Consider the following 18,199-nt stretch of genomic DNA (forward strand, 5'->3'; position numbering starts at 1 on the left):
TTATCTTTCGATCTTGCCGTAGCGGCGTTCCAGCCAGCGCAGCAGCACGACCGAAATCAGGCTGATGGCGAGGAAGAAGGCGCCGACCAGCGTGATCGGCTCAAGGTAGCGATAATAGGTGTTGGCGACGCTTTTCGCCTGGTTCATCAGCTCCAGCACTGTGATCGCCGAGAGCAGCGGCGTCTCCTTGAACATGGCGATGAAATAGTTGGCCAGCGCCGGGATCATCGGCGGAATAGCCTGCGGGATGATGATGTGGGACCAGGTCTGCCGCGCGCTGAGATTGCACGCCTTGGCGGCTTCCCACTGACCACGCGGCACATTGTCGATGCCGGCGCGGTAGACCTCCGCCGTGTAGGTGCCGTAGTGCAGGCCAAGTCCGATGACGCCGGCGACCAGCGGCGGCAAGAGAATGCCGATGTCGGGCAAGACGTAGAAGATGAAATAGAGCTGCACCAGGAGCGGTGTGCCGCGGATGAATTCGGCCACCCAACCGACGGTGCGCGACAGCGCCTTGTTGGGCGAGCGGCGCGCCAGCGCGATGCCCAGACCGACGATCGCGGCCAGCACCGAGCCGAGCAGCGTCGCCAGGATGGTGATCTTCACCCCCTGGATCAGCGTCGGCAGGATCTGCCGGACAAAGTCCCAGTCCCAATCCATCAGCGGACCCAATTCATCAGGAATGCTCTGGCCATCAGACGCGCACTCCGTCGAGGCCGCGCGCCATGCGGCGTTCCAGCGAGCGCACACCCCACGAGATGAATAGCGCCAGGATGAAATAGATGATGAGGATGGTGGTGAACGGCACCATGGTGTTGCCGGTCTGGGCGCGCACCACCTGTGCCTGGAACGTCAGGTCGGCGAGCGAGATCAGCGAGACCACCGATGTCGCCTTGAGCAGTTCGATGGCGTTGTTGCCGAAGGTCGGCAGCATCACCAGAAACGCCTGCGGCAGGATGACGTGTCGCATGCCTTGCCAACGGCCGAGATTGAGCGCGACGCAGGCCTCATGCTGTTCGCGGCCGATCGACTGCACGGCGCCGCGCACCACCTCGGCTGCATAGGCGCCCACATTCAAGCCCAGCGCCAACACACCGGCCTGCAGCGGGGTCAGTTCGAAGCCCACCAGCGGCAACACGAAATAGGCGAAAAACAGCTGCACGAAGATCGAGGTGCCGCGGAAGAACTCGATATAGGCCGTGGCCAGGGCCCGCAGCACGAAGAAGCGCGACAGGCGCCCCATGCCGGCGAGAAAGGCCATGATCAGGGCGAGCACCGACCCCATCAGCGTCAGCTCGATGGTGACAAGCGCTCCCTGCAATATCAGGCCGAAATAGCCGGACCACTGGGTCATAGAGTTGAAGTTTCCAACGTTGGTTTCAGCTTCCTTCTCCCCGTTTATGGGGAGAAGATGCCGGCAGGCAGATGAGGGGCAGCGCTAGCTTGTCCAAATATGGCGCCGCCCCTCATCCGTCACTTCGTGACACCTTCTCCCCGTGAACGGGGAGAAGGCAAGAAAGACGCCCTTATTTCGCCGCGCAGAGCTTGTCGCGCGTGGTCGACATAGCCGCCGCCGCCGAGAAGCCGTAGGGCTCGATGATCTTTGCGAACTCACCCGACTTCTTCATCTTGGCGAGTTCGACGTCGAAGGCATCGCGCAACGCCTCGTCGCCCTTCTTGAAGGCCGCGCCGTCGCAATAGACCGGCGCGCCCTGCACCGGGGCGATGACTTCGAGGTTCGGATCGGCGGCCTTCTTCATCAGGTCGTTGATCGAAAGGACAGGCAGCGAATAGGCGTCGATGCGGCCGTCCTGCACCATCTTCAGGCCACTCTGGCCGTCCGGCACGACGATGACGCGTTCGCGTGGTACGCCGGCGTTGAGCGCAAGCTTCTCCTCGGTGCCGCCGCCCGGCGCGCCGATGGTGGCTGACGTGTCCTTGGCGACATCCTCGTAGCTCTTGAAGCCTTTCGGATTGCCCTTCTTCACCAGCATCGCTTCGGCGTCGCACAGAACCGGCTCGGAATAGGCAACCGCGGCGCAACGCTCCGGCTTCATGAACAGGCCGGCGGTGACGACGTCGAAGCGGCCGGCCTGCAGGCCGGGAATCATGGCGCCATATTCCGAGATCGAGGCGGCGACATCGGCAACGCCCAGCCGCTTGAATATCTCGCGCGCGACGTCGGGCGCGGCACCCGAAACCTTGCCGTCGGCGGCGACAGCCGTATAGGGCGGCTCATTGGCGATGGCCAAGCGAGCGAAGCCTTGCGACTTCAGCTGTTCGAGCTTGCTGTCGTCGGCCGAACCCGTGATCGAGGCGGCCAGAACCGCCGAAAGCGCGAGACCGGCGACGCCGGCCAGAGTTCCAAGTTTCTTCATTGTTCCCAACTCCTTGTTCTTGTCTTGGTTTGCGTGATCTTAGGACGGCTCAACCGCCCATAGGGACGGCATCGCCGCCTTTGGCATGCGGTCAGACACGATGTCCGGCCGCGATGATCTTCTTCAGGAACCCTTGCGTGCGCTCCTGCTTGGGATTGCGGAAAATCTCGTCGGGCTTGCCTTCCTCGACTATCCTGCCGCGATCGAAGAACAGCACCCGGTCGGCGAAGTCGTGGGCGAAACCCATCTCGTGGGTGACCAGCAGCATGGTCATGTCGGTCTCGGCGCAGAGCCGCCACAAGACGTTGAGCACCTCCTCGACCAGTTCCGGGTCGAGCGCCGACGTCACCTCATCGAACAGCATGATCTTCGGCTGCAAAGCAAGCGCACGGGCGATCGCCACGCGCTGCTTCTGACCGCCTGACAACTGCGCCGGCATCGCCTTCGCCTTGTCGGCCATGCCGACCATCTCGAGCAGTTCCATCGCCCGCTTCTGCGCCGCGGCGCGCGGCGTGCCCTTGGTCAGCATCGGCGCTAGGGTCACATTATCGATGACGCTCTTGTGCGGAAACAGGTTGAACAGCTGGAAGACCATGCCGGTTTTCTGGCGCATTCGCGCCAGGTGGCGCTCGTCGGCCGGCAGCAGCTGGCCGTTGCGCTCCATGTGGTAGAGTTGCTCGCCGTCGATCTGGATGTGACCGCCGTCGATACGCTCCAGCGTCATCAGGATGCGCAAGATCGTCGTCTTGCCCGAGCCGGAGGGGCCGATCAGCGCCAGCTTCTCACGCGGCATGACCTGCATCGACAGGCCGTCCAGAACCTTGAAGCTGCCAAAGCTCTTCGAGATGCTGTCGATCTTGATGATGGGCGCGGTTGCGGACAAATGAATTTCCCCGTGCTGGAGAAGCCTGGTGCCCTAACGATGCGGAACGCGCCAAATCATGTCAATTGGGAAAATAATATCATGACAATTATTCTGATTGCGCACATTTTCCGGTCAATCCCAGCCGGCTTTTTGGACATGCCTTTGTCAGAACGCCTTGGTGTATTGGGCGGCATGCTCAGATTGCAAGCAGCAGATGCTCCGGATCGCCAAGCAAGAGCTTGGTGACAACGCCGAGACCCGCGCGCAGTTCCCCCTCGGTGGTCGAACCCAGCGAAATGCGCACCGCCGGATGCCAGGGCGTATCCGAAATACGGAAGGAGGTGCCCGGCGCAATGGCCACGCCTTGCAGCCGAGCCTGGGCGACAAAGCTTTCCTCGGAACGGTCGGCCGGCAGTTGCAGCCAGATATGCAACCCGTCGCGACGGGCACGGTAGTCGACGCCGGCCAGCACCTCGCCCGCGATGTCCTGTCGCCGCCGCAACGCCGCGCGCTGCCAGCGCACCAGCTCCATCGCGGTGCCGTCGGTCACCCATTTGGTGGCGATCTCGGCCACCAGCGGTGTCGCCATCCAGTTCGAGACTAGATGCCGATTGGCGACAGCGGCAACGTAGCGATCGGGCGCGGCGAGATAGCCGATGCGCAGGCCGGGCACGGTGATCTTGGTGAAGGAGGTGACGTAGAGCGTCCGTTCCGGCGCGAAAGCGGCGACCGGCGGCGGTCGATCCTCGACCAAGGGACCCAGCACGTCGTTCTCGATGATGGCGATGTCGTGCTTGCGCGCCACCGCCGCGATCTGCTCGCGACGCTCCGCATCCATGAGCGTTGCCGTGGGATTGATTACCGAAGGCTGCACGAAGACGGCGCGGATGTCGGACAGCCGGCAGGCTTCGTCCAGCGCTTCCGGAATCAGGCCATTGCCATCGATCGGCAGGCCTTGAAGATTGAAGCCGAGATAGCGCGCCAGCGGCACCAGCGTGTGATGACCGATCGCCTCGGTGGCAACCGTGGAGCCGGGCGGCGCCACGCTCATCAGCGCCACCGTCATGCCGGCGGTGGCGCCATTGGTGAGGCTGATATTCTGCGCGGAGGCGTCCAGTCCGCACAGCTTCAGCCATTCGACCGCCACGGCACGGTGGCGCGGGAACACCATATTTGGCCGGAACGACAGTGCCGAACTCGACGGCAGGTTTTCGGCGAGCCAGCCCAGCGCCTGCTTCATCCGCTCCAGGTGCATCGGCTCGCAGACCGGCTTCAGGATCGACAGGTCGATGACTTCGCCCAGGCGCTCCGGCAGATAAGGCGGCTCCGGTTCGCGGCGCTGCGTCTGCACAAAGCTGCCGCGGCCGATCTCGCCCGAAATCAGGCCGCGCCGGATCAGTTCCTCATAGGCACGGCTGACCGTCTGCACTGAAAGCTTGAGGTCGTCGGCCAGGCGGCGATGGGTCGGCAACCGCGTGCCGTTGGCGAGGCGGCCGTCGTGGATGGCGCGCGCGAACTGGTCGGCCAACGATTGATAGGCCGGCCGCCGGATGAGCGCGGGATCAGGGTGCCACAATGTCATGACTTATTAGAGATCGAAATCAGTGCAATTGACAATCGAAATAATGCGCCGTCATGGTACGACCGACGAAAAAGTAGGCGCTGATGACTGCTGCGAAACTCGACGCGATCGACCTCAAAATCCTCGACGCCATCCAGCGTGATGGACGCATCACCAAGCTGGCGTTGGCCGAGCAGGTCGGGCTGTCGCCGACGCCGTGCTGGATGCGGCTGCGCAAGCTGGAAAAGGCCGGCATCGTCTCGGGTTATCATGCCCGGATCGCCATGCGCGTTGTGGCGCCAGTCGCCACCGTACTGATGGAGGTGACGCTGGCCAGCCATCGCCAGGCCGATTTCGACCGCTTCGAGCGCGTCGTCCGCGACATTCCCGAGATCGTCGCCTGCTGGTCGGTGGGCGGCGGCGTCGACTATGTGCTGAAGGTGATGGCGCGCGACATCGACGCCTATCAGCGGCTGGTCGACGGCTTGCTCGAGCGCGAGATCGGCATCGACCGCTACTTCACCTACATCGTCATCAAGACGGTGAAGGATGACATCGCGCTGCCGATAGCGGACCTGCTGCCGGCGTCGACCTAGACCGGAGAGATCGACTGCCCCCTCGCCGCAATAGAGAGACTCTCTCTACGGCCAGGCGTCCAAACAGCCTCTCTGTCTGCCGGTGATGGGTAGTCTCCCCGCATCAAACCGAACCGGGAGGCTTCGACCATGTCCGCGCATTTCGCCCGCTCGCATCGCCACGAAGCGCTCGACCGGCTCGCCGACCGCCGGCTGCTGCGCGAACTCGCCTATATCGACGGCCACTGGACGGCAAGCGAGGCGGCCGAGAGTTTCGAGGTCACCGATCCCGCGACCGGCACCACCGTGGCCTTCGTCGCAGCGCTCGATGCCGGCCAGACGACAAAAGCCATCGACGCCGCCGCGCGCGCCTTTCCGGGCTGGCGGGCGCTGCTGCCGCAGGAGCGCTCCAAAATTCTGCGAAAATGGTTCGAGCTGATCATCGCAGCGAAAGACGACCTCGCTCTGCTGATGACGCTTGAGCAAGGCAAACCGCTCAAGGAGTCGCTTGGCGAAATCGACTACGCCGCCTCTTTCGTCGAGTGGTATGCCGAGGAAGCAAAACGCCTCAACGCCGAGAGCGTCACCAGCCATCTGCCGAACGCGGAAATGATGGCGCGGCGCGAACCGCTCGGTGTCGTCGGCGTGGTCACGCCGTGGAATTTTCCTTCGGCGATGCTGACCCGCAAGGCAGCCGCCGCTCTTGCCGCCGGCTGCACCATCGTTGCCCATCCGTCTTCTGAGACGCCACTTTCGGCGCTGGCGCTGGCCGAACTCGGCGAACGCGCCGGACTGCCGGCCGGCGTTTTCAACATCGTCACCGGCAAAGCCGCGACGATCGTTGGACGCATGTGCGAAGATTCGCGCGTGCGCGCCATGAGTTTTACCGGCTCGACCGAGATCGGCCGGCTGATCGCCGCCCAAAGCGCGCCGACGATGAAGCGGCTGGTGATGGAGCTTGGTGGTCACGCGCCGCTGATCGTCTTTGCCGATGCCGATCTCGACAAAGCGGTCACCATTGCCATCGACGCCAAATTCGCCACATCAGGCCAGGACTGCCTTGCGGCCAACCGCATCTATGTCCAGCGTCCGCTCTATGACCGCTTCTGCGCCGCTTTCGCCAAGCGCGTCGAGGCGCTGCGGGCCGGCAATGGCCTCGACGACATCGACATCGGGCCGCTGATGCATGAGCGCGCCGTCAAGAAGGTCGAGGAACAGGTCGCCGACGCCGTGGTTCTCGGCGCGCGTTGCCTCGCCGGCGGCAAGCGCCATCAGGCCGGACCGCTCTTCTACCAGCCGACGCTGCTGGCCGATGTCGCCGACGACGCGCTGATCATGCGCGAAGAGACCTTTGGTCCGGTCGCCGCCGTCACGCCTTTCGACAGCGAGGACGAAGTCATCGCCCGCGCCAATGCGACCGAATATGGCCTGGTCGCCTATGTGGTGACCGAGAACGGCGCGCGCCAGCAGCGCATGGGCCGCGCGCTCGACTACGGCATGGTCGCCATCAACCGTGTGAAGATCACCGGCGCGCCGATCCCATTCGGTGGCGTCAAGCAGTCCGGCATCGGCCGCGAAGGCTCGCGCCACGGGCTGGAAGCTTTCACCGACCTCAAATACCTTTGCCTGGATGTGGCGTAGGCTCGCACCCGGATCTCTTTCAAGGAGTTAAAAAATGCTCGACCAATCCAACGAACTCGCCGCATGGGATCGCGACCATTTCTTCCATCCCTCAACGCATATGGGCACGCACGCGCGCGGTGAATCGCCGACGCGGATCATGGCCGGCGGTGAAGGCGTCACCGTCTGGGACAACAATGGCAGGAAGAGCATCGATGCCTTCGCCGGCCTCTATTGCGTCAATGTCGGCTATGGCCGCCAGAAGATATCAGATGCAATCGCGACCCAGGCGAAGAACCTGGCCTATTACCACGCCTATGTCGGGCACGGCACCGAGGCCTCGATCACATTGGCGAAGATGATCATCGACCGCGCGCCGAAGGGCATGTCGAGGGTCTATTTCGGCCTCTCCGGATCGGATGCCAACGAAACCAACATCAAGCTGATCTGGTATTACAACAACGTGCTCGGCCGGCCGGAGAAGAAGAAGATCATCTCGCGCTGGCGCGGCTATCACGGCTCGGGTGTCATGACGGGCTCGCTGACCGGGCTGGACCTCTTCCACAATGCCTTCGACCTGCCGCGCGCGCCGATCCTGCACACCGAGGCGCCCTACTATTTCCGCCGCGCCGACCGCTCGATGAGCGAGGAGCAGTTCTCGCAGCATTGCGCCGACAAGCTCGAGGAGATGATCCTCGCCGAAGGGCCCGAAACCGTCGCCGCCTTCATCGGCGAGCCGATCCTCGGCACCGGCGGCATCGTGCCGCCGCCCGCCGGCTATTGGGAAAAGATCCAGGCGGTGCTGAAGAAGTATGATGTGCTCCTGGTCGCCGACGAGGTGGTGACGGGCTTCGGCCGGCTGGGCACCATGTTCGGCTCCGACCATTACGGCATGAAGCCCGACCTTATCACCATCGCCAAGGGCCTGACCTCGGCCTATGCGCCGCTGTCGGGCGTCATCGTGGCCGATAAGATGTGGCAGGTGCTGGTGCAAGGCTCCGACAAGCTCGGCTCGCTCGGCCATGGCTGGACTTATTCGGCGCATCCGATCTGCGTTGCCGCCGGCGTCGCCAATCTTGAACTGATCGATGAGATGGACCTGGTGCGGAATGCCGGCGAGACCGGCGCTTATTTCCGTGCCGAACTGGCCAAGGCCGTCGGGGGTCACAAACACGTCGGTGAGGTGCGCGGCGACGGCATGCTGGCGGCGGTGGAATTCGTCAAAGACCGTGACGACCGTGTCTTCTTCGATGCTTCGCAGAAGATTGGGCCGCAGGTCGCCACGGCCCTTGCCGCAAGCGGCGTCATCGGCCGCGCCATGCCGCAGAGCGACATTCTTGGCTTCGCGCCGCCGCTGTGCCTGACCCGCGAGGAAGCCGACATCGTGGTGGCCAAGACCGCCGATGCCGTGAACAGCGTATTTGCCAATCTCTGAGACGACCGATGAATGCCATGACCAAAACCGTCCCCGCCACCATGGCCGCCGTGCTGCTCACCGGGCACGGCGGACCGGAAAAGCTCGTCTACCGAACCGATGTGAAAGTGCCCGCGCCTGCGTCAGGTGAAGTGCTGGTGAAAGTCACCGCTTGCGGCATGAACAATACCGATGTCTGGGTGCGCCAGGGCGCCTATGGCACGGAAGAGGACGCGGCCGCCGTTTCGACTTGGCGCCGCCAGGGCAACACGCTGACCTTCCCGCGCATCCAGGGCACCGACACTGTCGGCACCATCGTTGCCGTCGGCGAAGGCGTTTCGTCGGATCGAATCGGCGAACGGGTGATGGTCGATTTCTCCATCTACAACCGCGACGACGATTCCCTGGCCGACATCGACTATATGGGCCATGGCCGCGACGGCGGCTATGCCGAGTATCAGACCGTGCCGGCCGAGAACGCGCATGTTGTCGACACCATTTTGAGCGACGTCGAACTCGCCACCTTCTGCTGCGCCTACCTCACCGGCGAACAGATGCTGGAACGGGCCAAGCTCAAGGCAGGCGAGCGGGTGCTGGTCACCGGCGCGTCGGGCGGCGTCGGCTCCGGCATCGTGCAACTGGCGCGGGCGCGCGGCGCCATTCCCTATGCCGTCGTCGGCAAGGGCAAGGAACAGGCGGTGCTCGACATCGGCGCCGAGGCGGTCGTCACCCGTGGCGTCGCGGACCTGCCGCAAGCCGTGAGCGAGGCGACCGGCGGCCAGCCGATCGATGTGGTCGCCGATCTCGTTGGCGGCGCGATCTTCAACGATCTGCTGCGCGTCCTGAGGCCGGAGGGCCGCTACACCACGGCCGGCGCGATCGCCGGCCCGGTCGTCCAGCTCGATCTCAGGACCATGTATCTGAAACAGTTGCAGCTGCACGGATCGAGCCAGGGCACGCGCTCCGATTTCCGCCGCATCGTTCGCTATATCGAAGAGGGCAAGATCCGGCCGCTTGTCGGCGGCGTCTACAAACTCTCCGATTTCCACCGCGCACAAGCCGATTTCGTCGCCAAGGATTTCGTCGGCAAGCTGGTGGTGGTGCCCGACGCCGTCGCGAAGTGACCTGCCGAAACCTGCATTTCGCCTGAAGCTCCCCTCGCCTGCTGCCGCCACAATCGGAATGGCTTGCAGACCAGCCGGTAAGCCGCCACAAACGGCGACGCCCGCCGCGCCGTCGGCCCGGGCATACGGTCACGGATACAGGCGAGACATGACAGCCCGAATGATACTGCTCGACGCCAAGCCGCTTGGCATCGAGGATGTCGCCGAAATCGCGCGGCGCAATGCGCGGCTGATGTTGGGCGAGGAGGCGATGCGCCGCATCCGGGCGAGCCGCGCGCTCATCGAGCAGCTGACGCAACTCGGCAAGCCGATGTACGGCGTCACCACCGGCCTCGGCGCCTGCGTCGACACGCCGCTCGCGCAGGCCGATCTGATCGCCTTCCAACACAGCGTGCCGCTCAGCCACAGCATGGGCATCGGCCCGGCCCTTCCCACCGAGGCGGTCCGCGCGCTGATGGCCGCGCGCATTTCGGGAATGGCCGCCGGCGGCACCGGCACTTCCGAACGCGTGGTGATGGGCCTTGTGGCGGCACTCAACGCCGGCGTCCATCCGGTGATCCCGACCTGGGGATCGATCGGAGCGGCGGACCTTGCCCATCTCGGCCACATGGCGCGAGCGCTGCGCGGCGACGGCGAGACGGAGTTCCAGGGCAGGATCATGCCGTCGGCCGAGGCGCTCGCGCTCGCCGGGCTCGAACGGCTCGACCTGCGCGAGAAGGACGGCCATGCCATCATCGTCGCCAACAGCCTGTCGACCGGCACGGCTTGCCTCTGCCTGGAGGATGTCGCCCACCTCATCGACTGGTCGCTGGCCGCGGTGGCACTCAACCACGAAGCGTTCCGCTCGTCATTCACCGCCATCGATGAAGCTGCGCTGTCGGCGCGACCGGCGTTCGGCCAGCGGGAGATCGGGGCGCGGCTGCGGGCGGAACTCGCTGGAAGCGGGCTCTGGAGGGAGAACGCCGCGCGGCGGCTCCAGGATCCGCTCAGCTATCGTTGCGTGCCGCAGGTGTGGGGCGGCCTGTTGCATGCGTTCGAACAGGCGAAGCTGGCAACGGAGATCGAACTGGCCCATTCCGGCGACAACCCGGTGATCCTACCCGAGGACGGACGCGTCGTCTCGAACGGCAATTTCGACCTCACCGCGATGACGCTGGCCTGGGAGCAGCTCGGCCAGGCGCTTGCGCATTGCGCCGTGGGCACCGCCAATCGCTGCATGAAGCTGATGTCGCCGACGGTGGCGGAACTGCCGCGCTTCCTGTCGGCCAGGGGCGGCAGCCGCCAAGGCTACGCCGAATTGCAGAAACCGCTTGCCGCGCTGGAGGCCGAGATCCGGCATCTGGCCAACCCGATGTCGCTCAGCCCGCTTGCCGTATCGGACGGGATCGAGGACCAGTCGTCGATGGCACCACGGGTGGTGGCCAAGACAGCCGAGATTGTCGAACGCCTGCGCTATCTCGTTGCGATGGAGCTGATCTTCGCGGCGACGGGCGTGGAGTTGCGCGGCGTCGTCGACAGTATGGGCGAAGGACCACGGCGCACCTACGCCGCCGTGCGTGCGCTCGTCAGCCCGCTCGACGACGACCGCGAGATGAGCGCGGACATGACGCGGGTCGCCCGGATGGTGGCTGGTCCCCGAGACTGAGTTCCGGCTTATCGCTGGAAAGGTCCCCTGAGATTGAGGTTCTCGGCCAGAAGGCAGAAGCGGTCGATCAACCGGACAAGGTCCTCGCCCTGCTCGGCGACAACGGCGCCTCGCTCGGCAGGCGAGTTATCGGAGAGAGCCTTCCACAACCGGCCTTGCCGATCGCAGAGATCCGCCAGCTCGGAACATTCGCTAGCGGTCAGTTTCAAGAGCTGGCCGGAGGTCACCAATCCAATGCCTGGAGGCGTGGTTGCTCCAAGGGAAAGATAGGCCGGCGGCACGCTGCCTTTTGCGTTCGTCACCGACTTTCGGCAGATGACATCGAAGATCTGGTCGACGGCCTGCTTGGCGCCGGCGACGCGCGAGGGATGATCCGTATCGGCTGCCGCATGCGGCAGAAGCTCGAGTTTTCCGCTGTGCTTCTCGACGAGGCCCAGATAGGGCAGCATCGGTCCGGAAAGGCGACCGGTCGCGGCATCCTTGAACAGGTCGGCATCGATCGCGGCATGACGCACCCTGCCCGAGGACAAGGCTTCGCCGAGGGCCGCAACGTCGACAAGCTCGCCGCGATCGTAGTTGACCAGCACCGCGCCTTTGTTCACGCGCGACAGGACATCCGCGCCGATGAGCCCGGCATTGGCGTAGCGGCCGGTCTGCGCATCCTGCTTGCCCAGGCCGACATGAACACTCAACACATCGGCACCATCAGCCGCATCGAGGAGATCCGCCGCATAGACAAAGCCTTCGGCCTCTATCCAGTCCCGATGCCGGGGCCGTGCGTGGATCACCACGCGCATGCCGAAGGCCTGGGCAAGTTTGGCCACCTCCCTGCCGATATTGCCGTAGCCGACGATCGCGATCGTCTTGCCTTCGAGCTTTTCGGTCGGGAAATCGCGCAGCTCCCTGCCGGTGTCGAAGGCGCCGCGCGCCACCCGGTTGTGAAGCAAGTCCACCGGGAGATCCGGCAGCACTTTCAGGATCGCCTTCATCACCATCTGCGCCGTGGCGCGGCTGTTGATGCCGGGCGTATTCATCAGCACGGCCGTACCGCCTTCGCCGCTGCCGCCGCCCCAGGAGTGCGAACCCATATTGCCGGTGCCGGCGCCGATGCGGACGCCGGCGAGCGGAAAGACGGTTTCGGCGGGCAGGAAGGTCGCGGCGGCAATGACGGCATCATAGCGTCCATCGCCGGCGACTTCGATCAGCTCTTCGCGGGTGCTGAGGTCCGGCTGATAGAAGAAATGCACGCGGCCAGATTCGAGAGCGGCCTTGTCGCCAAGCGCAGCCGTATGAAAGCGGCCGCCCTTGGCTTCGATATGCGCACGCACCTCCGACGGGTCGGGCTTTCCGTCGGCGTCGAAGCGCAGGCCGATCAGATCGCAGACCAGCACGGTGTAGGCGCGTTGCGGATCGACCGGTTCAACGGCGCGGGTGTCGGCATTTGCGATCACGTCGGTTTCCTTCGTGCAAGAGCGGAGTCCTGCTGGTCCGGCAGGCTTTGAATAATCAGAACCTATCCGCCGGGAACGGCGCGAGATCGATCACCGGCGGCAGACCAGCGGCGAGTTGCGACACGATCTTGCCGGTTTCAGGTACAGTGCGATGCCGCCATTGGTCCCTTGAACGGGCAGGTCGGACGCGCGTAAAATCGCGCTATCTGATTGAGTCTGCTACATTCGTTCGGGCTAATGTCCGGATTGGTCTGGTATTTCCTTGCACACTGATGCGACCAGCGCTGCCAAGCGCGGCAAATCATTTGCCCATGTGGCGGAAGCCTCCTGGGGCAAGGGCCTCAGCACCTTGCTGCGCATCGTGCGCATGACGCTGCGCCATCCCTGGCAGGTTGCCATCACCCTCATCTCGACCTTTATCGCGGCGACGCTGCAGCTTTTCATTCCGCGTCTCCTGGGGCGCGCCATCGACCAGGCGCAAGGGGTGATGGCGGCGGGCGCCGGCACCGCGGCCGAGCGGGCGCTGTGGAATACGGCGCTGACGCTGTTGGTCGTCAGCATCCTGCGCGGCCTCTTCACCATGGCGCAGAATTACTATGGCGAAGCCGTCGGCCACCGGACAGGCTATGAGCTGCGGCTCGCCTTCTACGAGAAGATCCAGCGGCTGAGCTTTTCCTTCCACGACAAGGTCCATACCGGCGATCTCATCACCCTCGGGCTGCTCGACCTCGACGGCGTGCGCATGTTCTTTTCGACCGGTATCCTGCGCGTGGTGCTGCTTGGCGTCCTGATCGGTGTCGGCGCCTATCTGTTGATCAGCACCGATCTCGTGCTCGGATTGTTGAGCCTCAGCTTCGTGCCATTTGTTGCCTGGCGCTCGTCAGTGACGCAGCTCCGACTGCGCAGCACCTGGCTGACGCTGCAGGAGCGGCTGTCGGTGCTGAGCCGGGTGATGGACGAGAATCTCGGCGGCATCCGTGTCGTGCGCGCCTTCGCGGCTCAACGGCATGAGCTGGCAAAATTCGACCGTGCCAAACGGGACGCATTGGACCTAGCCAATGAGCGCGTCGACATCCGCGTCTCGAACACCAGCGCCATGAATTTTTCCTTCCTCGCCGCCATGGGCCTGGTGCTGTGGTTCGGCGGACAGAAGGTGATCGCGGGTCAGATCAGCGTCGGCACGCTGGCCCAGTTCCTCACCTTCATGACCATATTGCAGATGCCGGTGCGCCAGCTCGGCCTGATGGTCAACTCCTTCGCGCGCGCCTCGACCTGCGGCACGCGGCTGTTCGAACTGCTCGACGCTGAGCTCGACATCAAGGACGCGCCCGACGCCAGGGAGCTCGTCATCACCGAGGGCGTGCTGCGCTTCGACGATGTCGGTTTCCGCTATCAGGGCGCGGGCGAGCGTCCGACGCTTTCCGGCGTTTCCTTCGAAGCCAGGCCCGGCGAGACCGTCGGCATCGTCGGGCCGCCAGGCAGCGGCAAGTCGACCATCGCGCACCTGATCCCGCGCTTCTACGACGTGACCTCGGGCGCGATCACCATCGACGGACAGGACATCCGCAATGTCACGCTGCAATCGCTGCGCAAGGCGGTCGGCGTCGTGCAGCAGGATGCGTTCCTGTTTACCACCTCGATCGAGAACAACATCGCCTACGGCAATCCCTGGGCGCGCGAGACCCGCATCGGCCAGGCCGCTGAGTATGCCCAGCTGCACAATTACATTATCGGGCTTCCGGCCGGCTACACCACGGTCGTGGGGGAACGCGGCGCCTCGCTTTCCGGCGGCCAGCGGCAGCGCCTGACCATCGCGCGCAGCCTGATGTTAAGACCATCGGTGCTGGTCTTCGACGATTCCACGGCCGCGGTCGACGCCGGCACCGAGCAGCGGATCCGGGCGGCGATGAAGCGCTTCGCCAGGGATCGCGTGACGCTCATCATTTCGCATCGGCTGAGTTCGCTGATGCATGCCGACCAGATCCTGTTCGTCGAGGGCGGCCGGATCGTGGAGCGCGGCACGCATGAGGAATTGCTGGCGCTCGGCGGACGCTACCGCGCGCTTTACGACCTGCAGTTGCGGCCGGACGACGATCGGCTCGAGGGAGCCGCCTGATGTCGACGCAGGACGACGAGAAGGAAGACACAAGCCGACGCCCGACCAAGGCCGTCGTCGGCTCGCACCGCGATGAGGAAGAGGTCTTCGGCAAGGCCTACGATCCGCGCATCGTCAGGCGCATCTGGAGCTTCGTCAGACCATATCGGGGCCGGATCTTCATCTCGGTCGCGGCGGTGCTGGTGTTCACGCTGACGCAGTTGGCGATCCCGCTGGTCATCCGCTACGCCATCGATCACGGCATGGCGCCAGGCAGGCTCGACCGTTCGGTGATGACCACCGCGGTCGCCGCTTTTGCCGTGATCATCCTCATCAACTACGCCGCCAGCCATGTCCAGGAGAGCGTCGTCGGCAAGGTGGCGGAGAACGTGCTGTCCGACCTGCGCCGTGCAATGTTCAGCCACCTGCAGCGTGTCTCTCTGGGCTTCATGGACAAGACCGAGGTCGGCCGGCTGATGTCGCGCCTGCAGGGCGACGTCAATTCGATGCAGGAATTCCTCGAGACGTCCGTGATGTCGGTTGGCGACATCGTGCTTCTGTTCGGCATCGTCACCGTCCTGCTGTGGCTGGACTTCCGGCTCGGGCTGCTGACGCTGTCGACCATGCCGGCGCTGTTCATCGTGCGCCTGTTCTGGCTGCCGCGCGCCAAGGTCGCCTTCATGGCCGCGCACGAGACCAACTCCATCGCCAACGGGGCGCTGGCCGAAGGCATCCACGGCGTGCGTACGGTGCAGAGCCTGGAACGCCAGCACGTCAATTTCGATCTCTATGACGAGAAGGTGCTGGCCAATCTCAACGCCCATCTGCGGTCGGCGAGATATGCGCAGGTGATGGTGCCGATCGTCGACACACTGACGGGCATCGCCATGGCGACCGTGATCGTCGTCGGCGGGTCGATGGTGCTGTCGCACAGTCTCGATATCGGCGTGATGGTGGCGTTCCTGTTCTACATCCAGCGCTTCTTCGACCCGATCCGCTCGCTCACCATGCAATACAGCGTCATGCAGCGCGCCATGGCGTCGGGCCAGCGCATTTCCGAAGTGCTCGACGTGCCCGTGGATGTCAGCGACAAGGAAAATGCGGTGGCGCTGTCGCGCGACATGGACGGTTCGGTCGAGTTCCGGAATGTCACCTTCGGCTACCGGCCGAACCAGCCGGTGCTGAAGAACATCTCCTTCCGCGTCAATCCGGGCGAGACGGTCGCGCTTGTCGGGCCGACCGGATCAGGCAAGTCGAGTTCGATGGCGCTGGTGCACCGCTTCTACGATGTCTGGTCGGGTGAGGTCCTGGTCGGCGGCCATGACGTGCGCGACCTGACGCAGGATTCGCTCGGCGATCAGGTAGCCATGGTGCTGCAGGAGCCGTTCCTGTTCTCCGGCACGGTGCTGGAGAACATCCGCTATCACAAGACCGGCGCCAGCCGCGAAGAGGTGGTCCGCGCCGCACAAGCCGTCGGCGCGCACGACTTCATCGAGCAACTGCCTGACGGCTACGACACCGAACTCGAGCAGCGCGGCGGCAATCTCTCGCTCGGTCAGCGCCAGCTGATCAGCTTCGCGCGGGCGCTGGTGGCCGACGCCAAGATCCTGGTGCTCGACGAAGCTACCGCCAGCATCGATTCCTACACCGAGATGCTGATCCAGAAGGCATTGATCAAGCTGCTCGAAGGGCGCACCGGGTTGGTCATCGCGCACCGGCTGGCGACCATAAGGGGCGCCGACCGCATCATCGTGCTGCAGAATGGCGATATCGTCGAAAGCGGCAACCATGAACAGTTGATGAAGAGAAAAGGTCTTTACGCCCGCCTCTACAACATGAACTACGCTTCCTTCGACGACATTTCCGAGGAAGCCATGGGAATGGACGCTTCGGTCGGCGAAGCGACGTGAGCCGGTGCTGGCAGGGTGCGAGCCGACGGATTGCCTGATGCCTCCGACAAGACCTATTTGCGAGATCCCCTGACGTGGCCGCTAACTTGAACGCCGTCTTCGGCGCGCAGGTACAGGAAGCCCGGAATCGAGAGCAGCGGGATGATCGCGGTCAGCAGGAACACTTGGTGAAAGCGTTCCGGCGTGAGGAGATGGCTTTCGCCCGCAATCAGGCCCAGCAGCATCGCGGCGATCGAGACGCCAAGCGACACGCTGAGCTGCTGCAGCACACCGCCAAGGCTAGTGGCGCGGCTGAGCTTGTCGGCCGGAAGATCGGCGTAGGACAGGGTGTTGGATGTCATGAACTGCGCCGAGCGGACGATGCCGAACAGAAAGACATAGAAACCGATCAGCCAATGCGGCGTATCGGGACCCATCAGGGCGAAGCCCGCCACGGTGGCGGAGCCGACGAGCGCGCTGCCGACCAGCACCACACCGAAGCCAAAGCGCCGCAGCAGCGGCGACAGCAGCGGCCGCATGAGCAGCGCCCCAAAGCTGCCGACGAATGTCAGCGAGCCTGATGTGACCGGGCTCATGCCGAAGCCGACCTGCAGCATCAGCGGCACCAGGAAAGGCACGCCGTTGAGACCGACGCGGCACAGGCCGCCCGCCAGCGTGCCGACCCAGAACGAGCGGAACCGAAACAGCGTCAGGTCGACAGCCGGCGCCACGACGCGGCGTGCATAGCGCCCGAAGGCAAGCAGCAGCAACGCGGCCGCGGCCAACACCAGCACCGTCGCGGACCCGGGAATGACCGGCCGGCCGATATTCTCCAGCCCGAACTGCAGTAGTGCCACGCCAAACCCCACCATCAGGAAGCCCGGGACATCGAAATGCTGCACCGCCTCGCCATGGAAGTCGTCGACGAAGCGCAGCGCGGCAACGATACCAAGGCAGCCGAACGGCACGTTGACATAGAATATCCAGCGCCACGACGCGTAGGTGGTCAGCAGGCCGCCGAGCAGCGGCCCGATGACCGGCCCCATGATGGCCGGCAGGGTCATATAGGTCATGGCGGTGATCAGGCCGCTGCGCGGAAAGCTGCGCAGCAGGATCAGCCGGCCGACCGGCGTCATCATGGCGCCGCCCAGCCCCTGCAGGGCACGCATCGCCAGCAGCATGCCGAAACTGTCGGCCATGCCGCACAGCGCCGAGCCAAGGGTGAAGGTGAAAAGCGCCAGCGCGAACACCCTGCGCGCGCCGAACCTGTCGGCAAACCAACCGCTGACCGGGATGAACACGGCGAGCGTCAAGATGTAGGTGGTGATCGCAAGGTTCAGACGGACCGGCGTCGTGTCGAGACTTTGCGCTATTGCCGGGATCGCGGTGGTGATGATGGTGGAATCGAGCTGCTCCATCAAAAACGCGATGGCGACGATGATCGGAATGATCAGCCGCAGCCTCGGGTCGCGCTCGGTGGCAAATTGAGGCTGTTCCAATGCTCTGGTCAATTCCGTCATGCAGATGGCTTCTATCGGCCAAAGTGGCTTGTCCCGGTTCAAAGGCAAGATTGCCTTGCCGG

At 64.3% G+C, this 18,199-nt stretch carries 14 protein-coding genes; 7 read left to right on the plus strand and 7 right to left on the minus strand.

Annotation, left to right across the window (positions count from 1 at the left end):
- The 5 genes from ehuD to LB516_RS13210 all read right to left on the minus strand — a co-directional run bounded on the left by ehuD (position 1) and on the right by LB516_RS13210 (position 4,825).
- Positions 1-660, minus strand: a complete 660-nt coding sequence (gene ehuD, locus LB516_RS13190) for an ectoine/hydroxyectoine ABC transporter permease subunit EhuD (protein WP_015319077.1) — start codon at positions 658-660, stop codon at positions 1-3.
- Positions 661-694: 34 nt separating this feature from the next.
- Positions 695-1,354, minus strand: coding sequence for an ectoine/hydroxyectoine ABC transporter permease subunit EhuC (ehuC, locus tag LB516_RS13195; RefSeq protein WP_224719694.1), 660 nt, complete (start codon positions 1,352-1,354; stop codon positions 695-697).
- 172 nt (positions 1,355-1,526) lie between these two features.
- Positions 1,527-2,378, minus strand: a complete 852-nt coding sequence (gene ehuB / locus LB516_RS13200) for an ectoine/hydroxyectoine ABC transporter substrate-binding protein EhuB (RefSeq protein WP_015319079.1) — start codon at positions 2,376-2,378, stop codon at positions 1,527-1,529.
- 91 nt (positions 2,379-2,469) lie between these two features.
- Positions 2,470-3,261: an ectoine/hydroxyectoine ABC transporter ATP-binding protein EhuA gene (gene ehuA, locus LB516_RS13205; protein WP_140617493.1), complete on the minus strand. Its 792-nt coding sequence runs from the start codon at positions 3,259-3,261 to the stop codon at positions 2,470-2,472.
- A 178-nt stretch (positions 3,262-3,439) separates the two neighbouring features.
- Positions 3,440-4,825 (minus strand): PLP-dependent aminotransferase family protein, encoded by a 1,386-nt coding sequence (locus LB516_RS13210; protein WP_015319081.1) that lies wholly within the window; start codon positions 4,823-4,825, stop codon positions 3,440-3,442.
- Between the two features lie 83 nt (positions 4,826-4,908).
- On the opposite strand from LB516_RS13210, the gene LB516_RS13215 reads away from it, so the two are divergent.
- From LB516_RS13215 to hutH, 5 genes are all read left to right on the plus strand, one after another.
- A complete protein-coding gene (locus LB516_RS13215; protein ID WP_224719695.1) occupies positions 4,909-5,400 on the plus strand; it encodes an Lrp/AsnC family transcriptional regulator in 492 nt (163 codons plus the stop codon).
- A gap of 129 nt (positions 5,401-5,529) precedes the next feature.
- A complete protein-coding gene (locus tag LB516_RS13220) occupies positions 5,530-7,020 on the plus strand; it encodes an NAD-dependent succinate-semialdehyde dehydrogenase (protein WP_224719696.1) in 1,491 nt (496 codons plus the stop codon).
- Between the two features lie 34 nt (positions 7,021-7,054).
- Complete coding sequence (locus tag LB516_RS13225) at positions 7,055-8,434, plus strand: aspartate aminotransferase family protein (RefSeq protein ID WP_224719697.1); 1,380 nt, start codon at positions 7,055-7,057, stop codon at positions 8,432-8,434.
- An 8-nt stretch (positions 8,435-8,442) separates the two neighbouring features.
- Positions 8,443-9,537: an alcohol dehydrogenase family protein gene (locus LB516_RS13230; protein WP_224719698.1), complete on the plus strand. Its 1,095-nt coding sequence runs from the start codon at positions 8,443-8,445 to the stop codon at positions 9,535-9,537.
- Positions 9,538-9,685: 148 nt separating this feature from the next.
- Complete coding sequence (gene hutH / locus LB516_RS13235) at positions 9,686-11,182, plus strand: histidine ammonia-lyase (protein WP_224719699.1); 1,497 nt, start codon at positions 9,686-9,688, stop codon at positions 11,180-11,182.
- Between the two features lie 8 nt (positions 11,183-11,190).
- Here the strand turns inward: hutH and LB516_RS13240 are convergent, their stop codons facing one another.
- Complete coding sequence (locus tag LB516_RS13240; protein WP_140661596.1) at positions 11,191-12,633, minus strand: NAD(P)-dependent oxidoreductase; 1,443 nt, start codon at positions 12,631-12,633, stop codon at positions 11,191-11,193.
- Between the two features lie 262 nt (positions 12,634-12,895).
- On the opposite strand from LB516_RS13240, the gene LB516_RS13245 reads away from it, so the two are divergent.
- Positions 12,896-14,749, plus strand: a complete 1,854-nt coding sequence (locus LB516_RS13245; protein ID WP_140715323.1) for an ABC transporter ATP-binding protein — start codon at positions 12,896-12,898, stop codon at positions 14,747-14,749.
- The gene (locus LB516_RS13250; RefSeq protein ID WP_181177811.1) at positions 14,749-16,638 is read left to right on the plus strand and encodes an ABC transporter ATP-binding protein; all 1,890 of its coding nucleotides are present in this window, start codon (positions 14,749-14,751) and stop codon (positions 16,636-16,638) included. The genes LB516_RS13245 and LB516_RS13250 overlap by 1 nt, the downstream gene beginning before the upstream one ends.
- A gap of 53 nt (positions 16,639-16,691) precedes the next feature.
- On the opposite strand, the gene LB516_RS13255 is transcribed toward LB516_RS13250, so the two are convergent.
- Entirely contained in the window at positions 16,692-18,137 is a 1,446-nt protein-coding gene (locus tag LB516_RS13255) for a DHA2 family efflux MFS transporter permease subunit (protein ID WP_140724334.1), read from the minus strand.
- Positions 18,138-18,199: the final 62 nt, after the last annotated feature.

Source organism: Mesorhizobium sp. CO1-1-7, from assembly GCF_020164885.1.
GTDB lineage: Bacteria > Pseudomonadota > Alphaproteobacteria > Rhizobiales > Rhizobiaceae > Mesorhizobium > Mesorhizobium australicum.

What these genes read in the sequence shown, in the direction of transcription:
- ehuD (WP_015319077.1), bottom strand. Translation starts at nt 660, where the DNA reads ATGGATTGGGACTGGGACTTTGTCCGGCAGATCCTGCCGACGCTGATC.
- ehuC (WP_224719694.1), bottom strand. Translation starts at nt 1,354, where the DNA reads ATGACCCAGTGGTCCGGCTATTTCGGCCTGATATTGCAGGGAGCGCTT.
- ehuB (WP_015319079.1), bottom strand. Translation starts at nt 2,378, where the DNA reads ATGAAGAAACTTGGAACTCTGGCCGGCGTCGCCGGTCTCGCGCTTTCG.
- LB516_RS13210 (WP_015319081.1), bottom strand. Translation starts at nt 4,825, where the DNA reads ATGACATTGTGGCACCCTGATCCCGCGCTCATCCGGCGGCCGGCCTAT.
- LB516_RS13215 (WP_224719695.1), top strand. Translation starts at nt 4,909, where the DNA reads ATGACTGCTGCGAAACTCGACGCGATCGACCTCAAAATCCTCGACGCC.
- LB516_RS13220 (WP_224719696.1), top strand. Translation starts at nt 5,530, where the DNA reads ATGTCCGCGCATTTCGCCCGCTCGCATCGCCACGAAGCGCTCGACCGG.
- LB516_RS13225 (WP_224719697.1), top strand. Translation starts at nt 7,055, where the DNA reads ATGCTCGACCAATCCAACGAACTCGCCGCATGGGATCGCGACCATTTC.
- LB516_RS13230 (WP_224719698.1), top strand. Translation starts at nt 8,443, where the DNA reads ATGAATGCCATGACCAAAACCGTCCCCGCCACCATGGCCGCCGTGCTG.
- hutH (WP_224719699.1), top strand. Translation starts at nt 9,686, where the DNA reads ATGACAGCCCGAATGATACTGCTCGACGCCAAGCCGCTTGGCATCGAG.
- LB516_RS13250 (WP_181177811.1), top strand. Translation starts at nt 14,749, where the DNA reads ATGTCGACGCAGGACGACGAGAAGGAAGACACAAGCCGACGCCCGACC.
- LB516_RS13255 (WP_140724334.1), bottom strand. Translation starts at nt 18,137, where the DNA reads ATGACGGAATTGACCAGAGCATTGGAACAGCCTCAATTTGCCACCGAG.